The 3820-nt window shown below is 65.7% G+C and carries 3 protein-coding genes and 1 pseudogene; all 4 read left to right on the forward strand.

Going from position 1 to position 3820, the window contains the following annotated elements; translation table 11 throughout:
* Window positions 1–717: 3-hydroxyacyl-CoA dehydrogenase (locus GSQ79_RS24040; protein WP_210253201.1), on the forward strand; the 717-nt coding region annotated here is incomplete at its 5' end.
* Window positions 714–1481 (forward strand): SDR family NAD(P)-dependent oxidoreductase, encoded by a 768-nt coding sequence (locus tag GSQ79_RS24045; protein ID WP_158811301.1) that lies wholly within the window; start codon window positions 714–716, stop codon window positions 1479–1481. The genes GSQ79_RS24040 and GSQ79_RS24045, both read left to right, overlap by 4 nt.
* Before the next feature lie 138 nt (window positions 1482–1619).
* Complete coding sequence (locus GSQ79_RS24050) at window positions 1620–3008, forward strand: GntP family permease (protein WP_158811302.1); 1389 nt, start codon at window positions 1620–1622, stop codon at window positions 3006–3008.
* 519 nt (window positions 3009–3527) lie between these two features.
* Window positions 3528–3820, forward strand: a pseudogene (locus GSQ79_RS24055) (hypothetical protein); the annotation flags it as partial.

The raw sequence follows: 3820 nt of genomic DNA on the forward strand, positions 1-3820 counted from the left end.
GCCACCGCGCTCGATGGCGCCGGCTATGTGCAGGAAAGCGTCTTCGAACGGGTGGACGTCAAACGGTCCATCATGACCGAGATCGACGCCCATCTCCGAGCCGACGCCTATGTCGGCAGCTCGTCGTCCGGCATCGCCGCTTCACTTTATACAGACCACGTGGCCTGCAAGGCGCGTTGCCTCGTGGCGCATCCGGTGAACCCACCTTACCTGGCGCCGATCGTCGAACTTGTCCCGGCACCCTGGACGGCGCCGGAAACCATGGCTGCGGTTCGCAAGCTGATGGAAGACGTCGGCCAGGTCCCGGTCGCGATGACACGAGAGGCCGAAGGCTTTCTCCTCAACCGCCTTCAGGGCGTGTTGCTGATGGAGGCCTGGCGGCTGGTCGAGGCCGGTCTCGCGACCGCCGCGGACGTCGATCGTACCGTGTCGGAGGGGCTCGGCCTGCGCTGGGCTTTTATGGGTCCGTTCGAAACCATCGACCTCAACGCGCCCGGCGGCGTCGCCGATTATGCCCGCCGTCTCGGGCCTTTGTACCGGAGCATTGCGGCGTCGACGACAGAGCACCGCGTCTGGGACGAGACGTTGATCGAAACCATCGAGGCGCAGCGGCGCGCCGTGCTGCCGCTCGCCGACCTTCCCGCGCGCCAGGCCTGGCGCGACCGCCGGTTGATGGCGCTGGCGCGTCACAAGAAGCAGCAGGCGGCCGGCGAATGACGGATGCCCTGCCCCGCACGCCGAGCTTTCGGCTGGACGGCAAGCGCGCGCTCGTCACCGGCGCCGGGCGCGGCATCGGCCTTGCCTGCGCGGCGGCTCTCGCCGAAGCCGGGGCCACGGTCACCTTGGTCGCCCGCACAAGCCGCGAGATCGATGCGGCCGCGCGCCAGATCGTTGCGGCCGGCCACCGCGCGGAAACACTATGCCTCGACGTCGCCGATCCCGACGCCGCGGCGCGACTGGAACAGGCCGGACCGTTTCAGGTGCTGGTCAACAATGCCGGCACCAACCGGCCGATGCCGTTCACCGACGTCACGACAGCGGATTTCGACGCCATCTTCGGCCTCAACGTCCGCGCCGCTTTCTTCGTCGCGCAGGCGGTTGCGCGCGGGCTGATCGCGGCGAAGATGCCCGGCTCGATCATCCACATGTCGTCGCAGATGGGCCATGTCGGCGGCGCCAGGCGCACCGTTTATTGCGCCTCGAAACATGCGCTGGAAGGCCTGACCAAGGCGATGGCGATCGAACTCGGGCCGCACGGCATCCGGGTCAACACGATCGCGCCGACCTTCATCGAGACGCCTCTGACCAAGGGCTATCTGGCCGATGAAGCGTTTCTCAAGGACACCTTGTCCCGCATCAAGCTCGGCCGCCTCGGCGCGGTCGAGGATCTGATGGGATCGGTCGTGTTCTTGGCGTCCGAAGCGTCGGCGCTGGTGACCGGAACATCGCTTGTCGTCGATGGTGGCTGGACGGCGGATTAGAGCGCGTATCCCGGGGCGACACCGGGAACGACCAACGCTCTGGAAAGAAAAGAACCCGGGCCGCCGCGCGTCGCGTGCAGACCGGGTTCGAGACGACGCCGGCCAAAAAAAGATAACCGTTCAGGGGAAACATCCGAGATGACCGTATTGATCGCCCTTCTGGGGCTCGCATTTCTGATGTTCGTCGCCTACCGCGGCTTCAGCGTGATCCTGTTCGCGCCGATCGCGGCGCTGATCCCGGTGCTGCTCACCGACCCAAGTGCCATCCCGACGGTGTTCACCGGCCTGTTCATGGAAAAGGCGGTCTTCTTCGTCAAATTGTACTTCCCGATCTTCCTGCTCGGCGCGGTGTTCGGCAAACTCATCGAAATGTCGGGCTTCGCCCGGTCGATCACCGTCGCGATCATCAAGCTGGTCGGGGCGAAGCGGGCGATCCTTTCCATCGTGTTGGTCGCCGCGGTGCTGTGTTACGGCGGCGTCTCGCTGTTCGTGGTGGTCTTTGCCGTCTATCCCTTCGCCGTCGAGATGTTCCGCGCGGCGCGCATTCCCAAGCGCCTGATGCCGGCGACGCTGGCGCTCGGCGGCTTCTCCTTCACCATGGACGCGCTGCCCGGCACCCCGCAGATCCAGAACATCATCCCGACGGCGTTCTTTCACACGACGGCCTGGGCCGCTCCCTGGCTCGGCACCATCGGCGGCGTGTTCATCCTCGTCACCGGCGTCCTCTACCTGCAGTGGCGCGCCGCTCGCGCAGGCGACGAAGGCTACGGCGACAACCACCTCAACGAGCCGGATGCCGCCGTCGATACGGTTCACATCCCGCATTGGGCGATCGCCATCCTTCCGCTGATCGCCGTCGGCGTCCTCAACAAGATCCTGACCTCCGTCATTCCCGCCGTGTTCGGGGCGACCAACACGGTGAAGCTGCCCGGCCTGAAGGATGCGATCGTCACCCAGGTGCCGGCGATGACCGGCGTCTGGGCGCTGGAAGGCGCCTTGCTCGTCGGTGTCCTGCTGGTGGTCGCGCTCGCCTTCAAGACCATCGCCTCGCGCTTCGCCGAAGGCACGCGCCCCGCCATCGCCGGCGCGCTTCTGGCGACGCTCAACACCGGCTCGGAATACGGCTTCGGCGCCGTCATCGCGGCGCTGCCGGGCTTCCTGGTGGCGCGCGACGCCCTCCGCGTCATTCCGGACCCGCTGATCAACGCTGCGATCGCCACGACCACCCTCGCCGGCATCACCGGCTCGGCATCCGGTGGCCTCGGCATCGCGCTCGCCTCGATGGCCGACCAGTTCATCGCCAGCGCCCATGCCGCCGGCATCCCGCTGGAGGTCATGCACCGCATCACCGCGATGGCGAGCGGCGGCATGGACGACCTGCCTCACAACGGCGCGGTCATCACTGTGCTGGCAGTGACCGGCCTGACGCATCGCCAGTCCTACGGCGACATCTTCGTCATCACCTTGATGAAGACCTTCGCCGTGTTCGTGGTCATCGGCGTCTACTACGCGACCGGATTGGTGTGATCCGGCGGTTCCGCAAACGCTAGGCTGTCACCTCGAAGGAAAGGCGGACGAGGGTCCGCATGGTACGAACCTCGTCCGAAGGCGATTTATGGGCCTGCGGTCAGAGCGGACCTTAACCGAAGACCGACGTTTTCGGGGCGTAGCGTCGATCGGCGGCTTGGGGCCGAAAGCAGACAGGTAGCTTTCGGACCGCAGATAGCGGAGCCGGACATTCAGGCTGACGGTGCTATTGGCTTGGCGGGCTCTCGGGCGACATTCCCCGAGGTGGCCGGAGCAAATATGAAACGCCCGGCCGCCCGGCGGGTTAGGACCATATGATGTCAGCCAAGCCCCTACGCCATATCGCTCTGATCAGTCCGCTAGCGGGGTTGGTGGAAAGCCATGCCTACACGAGCAGGCACGCTTCGGTCAGCGACCTAATCCGCGCCGCTGTTTACCTAGCGGAGGCCCGAAACGAGAGCAGGCGACCAGGGGCCAGCGGCGTCGTTTCGTCGCAGACCGAAGGCTTGGTCTGAGCGAATGTCGACAGCCGAACCAGCATTCACGGCGGACGACGCGGTGCGTCTTGCCGCACTTGCCGATTACGGCATTTTGGACACATCCCCCGAACAAAGCTTCGAGGACCTCACATTGCTGGCTTCGCAAATCTGCGAGACGCCGGTGGCGCTGGTCAGTCTCGTCGATCGTGACCGGCAGTGGTTCAAGGCGAGGATCGGGTTTCCCGCCTGCGAAACCGACCTGAACCGATCCGTCTGTAAGTTCGTCCTCGCCGAGCCGGATGTCCTGGTCATCCCTGACCTGTCGCTGGACCC

Source organism: Beijerinckia sp. L45 (assembly GCF_009765775.1).
Classification (GTDB): domain Bacteria; phylum Pseudomonadota; class Alphaproteobacteria; order Rhizobiales; family Beijerinckiaceae; genus RH-AL1.

Bases quoted from the DNA above. Each gene is read 5' to 3' on its own strand.
- GSQ79_RS24045 (WP_158811301.1), top strand. From the start codon at position 714: ATGACGGATGCCCTGCCCCGCACGCCGAGCTTTCGGCTGGACGGCAAG.
- GSQ79_RS24050 (WP_158811302.1), top strand. From the start codon at position 1,620: ATGACCGTATTGATCGCCCTTCTGGGGCTCGCATTTCTGATGTTCGTC.